Here is a 5,123-nt window from a genome sequence, read left to right on the forward strand (position 1 = left end):
CTGTTGTAGATGTTTTTTTAAAGGAGATTATTGACAGGAAATAGAATGCTTTTTATACTAAATGTGTAAGTATAAACAATAGGATTCGAAAGGAGGAAAATCTATGAGATACGTAAATCAATTTTTCAAAGCAACTAAATATAGGAACAGAATGCAGATTTTCCACACTGCGGATCAGAAATTATCTTAGGTTATTTCATCTATTCTAATCCGTTTGCAGTGTGATTCTGTATCTCTGAATTTTAAAGGTGCTTTTTTTGCGCTATTTTTAGAAAAGTACTGGGAAGAAGAGGTTATGATGAAAACAGTAGATGGGATCTATGCGTCCGCAAAAATTTTTACAGATCAAGTGGAGCAATATGCCATTGCACAGATTCAGATGCTTTGTGATAATGAGGTATCCAAAGGAAGTACTATTCGAGTAATGCCAGATGTTCATCCGGGAAAAGTAAGTACGATTGGTCTTACTATGACAATCAGAGATATGATATTACCGAATTTGGTAGGTATTGATATTGGCTGTGGGATGACAATTGCTCCGATAAAAGGAAAGAAAATTGAATATCAGAAACTAGACAGAATAATCAGAGAAAAAGTTCCAGCAGGGAGTTCTCTTCGTAAAAGCATACATAGGCTGAGTGAGGAATTTGACTTCAAGAGATTACATTGTGTAAATAGTGTTGATGTAAGAAGAGAACTGCTTGGCTTAGGGACACTTGGCGGTGGTAATCATTTTATTGAAATCGATCAGGATGAAAAGAAGCAATATTATGCATTGGTGCACAGTGGCAGCCGTCACTTGGGTCAGTGTGTGACAGAGTATTACCTTAGAGAGGGACAGAAGATTTTAAAAGAACAAGGAATCCAAGTGCCATTTGAGTTGACCTATCTGACAGGTGATTTAATGCAAGAATATCTGCAGGATCAGTTGGTTGTACAGGAATATGCAGAATTGAACCGAAGAATTATTCTGGAAGAATTGGCAAAAGGAATGAAGTGGAAATGGATGAATATGACTTCCTGTGTTCATAATTATATTGATCAGAAGGAAGAAAACTGTATCTTAAGGAAAGGCGCTATTTCTGCAAAATTAGGTGAAACGGTGGTTATTCCGATTAATATGAAAGAAGGAATTCTTCTTGGAGCCGGACTTGGAAATAAAGACTGGAACGAATCTGCACCACATGGCTCCGGCAGAGTATATCGGCGTGATGAAGTACAGGCACATTATACGGTGTCTGATTATAAAGCTGAGATGAAAGGAATCTATAGTTCCTGTATTGGAAAGGAAACACTAGATGAAGCTCCATTTGCGTATAGAAAAACTGCAGATATTGTAGAAAATATTCAAGACACTGTGGTGATTACTGCGCATTTAAAACCTGTATATAATTACAAGGCTGGAGGGAAGTAAATTTGGAAGAAAGTAGGAAGGATAAGTATGATTGTACAATTGAGTTCTGGACAGGGGCCGCTAGAATGTGAACTGGCGGTCCGTAAATTATATGAAACTCTGCAGAAAGAATATCCTGACATAGAGATAATATCAACCCATGCCTCAAGGGAGAATGGATGCTATACGTCTATATTATTTTCGGCAGAGCAGGATTTGTCTGAATTGGAAGGCAGTATTCAGTGGATTTGTAAAAGTCCTTATAGACCGAATCATAAGCGAAAAAATTGGTTCGTAGATGTCAGCATTATTCCGGAAATTGAAAATGTCAGTACAGATCAGGACATTCGATTTGAAAGATTTCATTCTGGAGGCAAAGGAGGACAGAATGTAAATAAAGTTGAAACTGGTGTAAGACTGATACATATACCAACTGGGATTACGGTAACATCTACTTCTGAAAGAAGCCAGTATGCAAATAAAAGGGATGCATTAAATAAATTAAATGCAATTTTGGCTCAGAAAGAGAAAGATGAGAAACAAAAACAGGTAAATTCTGCATGGAGAGAGCATACTCGGATTATCAGGGGAAATCCGGTTAGAGTATATGAAGGAATGAAGTTTATACGGAAAAAGTAATATAAAATAAGATTATTGAAAGCGAGGGCAGATTAAGTTCTGCCCTTGTTTTAAGTTATTTTAATAGTGGTAGAATTGTTTGAATTATTTTGGTGATGCTTTTACGTTGAGTAGGAGTTAGTAGTTGAAGTAGTTGGTCAAGTTGATCGAAATATTTATATTCTTGCCCAGAAGGTTCGGGGCTATATCCAAATAAAATATAATCAGCGGATACATTAAGAGATGAACTTAGTGATGTGAGCGTATCAAGTGACATTTTTTTGAGACCCTTTTCTATTTCATAAATATAATGTGGACTTACATTGATTAATTCAGCTAATTGTTCTTGTGTCAACCGATTACTTTTTCTAATTGTTTTGATTCTACAGCCTATTTCTTTGAGATCCATAAATTACCTCCTGTTGGCTAAAGAATATATCTAGCAGCAACATAAAACCACTAGCTATAAGCAACAGATAATGATATAATATAGCCAATAGATATAAAAAATATAAGAATAAATAATAAAGAAATAACTTGTTTAAAAGGAAAGGATGAAATATGTATTGTAGAAATTGTGGTAACAAGTTGAATGATGATTGGAATGTGTGTCCAAGGTGTGGAACAAAAGTAGAAAAAAAGGTACAAAATGCAGTATCAAAAGAAATGAATAGTGACACTATCAATATCAAGAGGATTACATTACATAAAAGTTGGTGGGTTGGGATAATAATCATCATAATTGTATTTATAGGTGTTTGTTTGATTAGAAAAGGAGATCAAACAAGAGAGGTGGAATTCGGAGATCCAATTAATGTAGAGGATATAGTTAATTTATCATTAGATGAGGGGATATGCTTTGAGGGAGCAGCGTATCCAGAATATGCAGTAGTTGAAGAAGCTGGAATACAGTATGAAGGTGAAGGAACTATGTTTGGTATATATGGTACGGTTGAGAATTTATCCTCTTCAAAATATGATATTAATGAAATTTGCGATTTTACATTAATCTTTGATGGGAAATATGAAGTTAATGGAGATTTATGGCTAGAAAATAATGAACGAACAGAATTTCAAGGATTTGATATAGGGGATTTGATTAGTATAGACCCGGATGCGGTTTTGTTCCCTAAGAATCAGTATTACTGTGTAATCATAGGACAAATTGGAAATGCAGTATATGAAAATGCCGAAGAGGCAGAATTAGAAATTAAAGTACTAAAAGATATAACAAAGGAAGATAAGTATATAACATACAGGATACCTCTTAAGTTTGAAAAAAATGAAGATGAATAATAAAGGAGAAGTGGTCATATGTATTGCGTAAATTGTGGGAAAAAATTAGAGGATGATTGGAAGAAATGTCCTTATTGCGGAGAGGAAATCAAGTTAGATGATGTTCAACAAGAAGAAATTTCTAAAGATAATAACGCTACGATGTTCAGTGGTGAAAATGTTAAATATGAAAGTGATTCTGAAGAAAAAGTGTTTCATTTATTTGCGGCTAGGAGAACTGGAAAACTTACTTTCAAGGAAATACCAACAGAAATTAAAGTATCGGGAAGTAATGTTAAGGTAAAAGTGTTATCATGGCGTAAAGAGTATAACTATGAATTTACAAAAGAAGATATAATCCAAATCAAATTTGGTATTGAGCCAGAGTGGACTGTTTCTGATTTTGTACGGATAATTATAATGGGATTATTATTATTTATTACATATGGATTATCAATTGTTGGAACGGCTTTCTTTGTGCAGATTGCTTGTACACAGCATATAAGATTGTACTTGAAGGATGGAACATGTGTAAAAATACCGATATGTCAGAAAGCAGATGCATTAGACTTATTACGCGAGATGGGATATCCAGAAGATGACATATTAGCTATTGAGAAGAAAAAAATCTCGAATAAAGCATGGACAATAAGAGAGTGGATAATAACAATCATTTGGCTTTTGGTTGCAGCATTTGCAATTTGTTTTGGAATAGAAAGATTTTCAGAACGGAATAATAGCGTAGAGTATATTGAGGAGGATATACAAGAACCTGTAAAAGAATATGATTTGTCTGAAATAGATATGGAAACTGTGATAGGTAAAAGTATAAAGGAAATGGAGAAAATGGGATTTATTACAGACGATAGCGAATTGCAAGCGTCTAATGGAGAGATTACAGTAGGTTATGATGATGATGGAAAGGTTGATTTGGTTATCATCGAAGGAGATAATAATAATGCGCCGGCATTTCATGGAGTAAGACTGGGAGATACAAAAGAAGATGCAATGAAAATATTAGAAGATGCCTATACTGCATTAGAGGATGATGGAGGAGTTGGATTTGTAAGATTAAATAAAGATACGAATGAGGCTGTAATATGTTCATGTGAAGAAAATATTGTAAATCAGATATCATATATGGTCTTTTCTGATGATGAACTTGAAAATTTTAAAGAGGTGGTAGATCCAAGTGAATATATTTTCCCAGACAGTGATTCAAAATATCTTTCAGAGGATGAAGTTCGACAAGTGACGGTAGACAAATTAAAAATTGGACGTAATGAAATTTATGCAAGGCACGGAGTCGTTTTCGAATCAGAAGAACTTCAGACATATTTTAAAGAACGGTCTTGGTATAAGGAAAAAATATCTTTTAATGATTTTAACGCAGATGCTGAACTTAACGATTTTGAAAAGAAAAATGTTGAATTGATTAAAAAAGTTGAAGGTGAAATTAATGGTACTTCAAATGAAGAACAAGCAGTGCTTAATGAAGCATATAATTCTGTGGCCGATAAGACATTTCACATGGTTGATACACAGATATTTGTAGAATTCCATTCAGGTAATGAATTTGTCGTAATGGATTATTATGGAATGGATGAAAACTTATATACTACATATTCTTTTTCAACAGAATATGTATTACATCAAGATGTATGGCAGTATCTTACAAATGTAACGATTGATGGTGTTACATATTACTTTAGAACATTTACTGATGGGAAAATTTCTCTTGAAGGAGATGGAGAATTTAGTGGGTGGTACGAACCATATTAATAGCTTGTCGGGGAAAGAAAATGCAATCTTAGAAACTACGATGTAGAAATAATAT

At 33.9% G+C, this 5,123-nt stretch carries 5 protein-coding genes; 4 read left to right on the top strand and 1 reads right to left on the bottom strand.

What is annotated here, in order from left to right:
* The first annotated feature begins 295 nt into the window (after positions 1-295).
* Entirely contained in the window at positions 296-1,414 is a 1,119-nt protein-coding gene (locus tag ACQRBH_RS16955; protein ID WP_427762628.1) for an RtcB family protein, read from the top strand.
* 27 nt (positions 1,415-1,441) lie between these two features.
* Positions 1,442-2,032: a peptide chain release factor H gene (gene prfH, locus ACQRBH_RS16960; RefSeq protein ID WP_427762629.1), complete on the top strand. Its 591-nt coding sequence runs from the start codon at positions 1,442-1,444 to the stop codon at positions 2,030-2,032.
* Positions 2,033-2,087: 55 nt separating this feature from the next.
* On the opposite strand, the gene ACQRBH_RS16965 is transcribed toward prfH, so the two are convergent.
* Complete coding sequence (locus tag ACQRBH_RS16965) at positions 2,088-2,420, bottom strand: helix-turn-helix domain-containing protein (protein WP_427762630.1); 333 nt, start codon at positions 2,418-2,420, stop codon at positions 2,088-2,090.
* A 152-nt stretch (positions 2,421-2,572) separates the two neighbouring features.
* Here ACQRBH_RS16965 and ACQRBH_RS16970 point away from each other — a divergent pair, with 152 nt between their 5' ends.
* Positions 2,573-3,307, top strand: coding sequence for a zinc-ribbon domain-containing protein (locus tag ACQRBH_RS16970; protein WP_427762631.1), 735 nt, complete (start codon positions 2,573-2,575; stop codon positions 3,305-3,307).
* Between the two features lie 18 nt (positions 3,308-3,325).
* On the top strand, positions 3,326-5,068 hold the full coding sequence (locus tag ACQRBH_RS16975) for a YARHG domain-containing protein (protein WP_427762632.1): 1,743 nt from the start codon (positions 3,326-3,328) through the stop codon (positions 5,066-5,068).
* Positions 5,069-5,123: the final 55 nt, after the last annotated feature.

The sequence above is a fragment of the Bariatricus sp. SGI.161 genome (assembly GCF_050313695.1).
Classification (GTDB): Bacteria; Bacillota; Clostridia; order Lachnospirales; family Lachnospiraceae; genus JAFBIX01.

Coding starts and splice junctions, on each gene's coding strand:
- ACQRBH_RS16955 (WP_427762628.1), top strand. CDS start 296: ATGATGAAAACAGTAGATGGGATCTATGCGTCCGCAAAAATTTTTACA.
- ACQRBH_RS16975 (WP_427762632.1), top strand. CDS start 3,326: ATGTATTGCGTAAATTGTGGGAAAAAATTAGAGGATGATTGGAAGAAA.
- prfH (WP_427762629.1), top strand. CDS start 1,442: ATGATTGTACAATTGAGTTCTGGACAGGGGCCGCTAGAATGTGAACTG.
- ACQRBH_RS16965 (WP_427762630.1), bottom strand. CDS start 2,420: ATGGATCTCAAAGAAATAGGCTGTAGAATCAAAACAATTAGAAAAAGT.
- ACQRBH_RS16970 (WP_427762631.1), top strand. CDS start 2,573: ATGTATTGTAGAAATTGTGGTAACAAGTTGAATGATGATTGGAATGTG.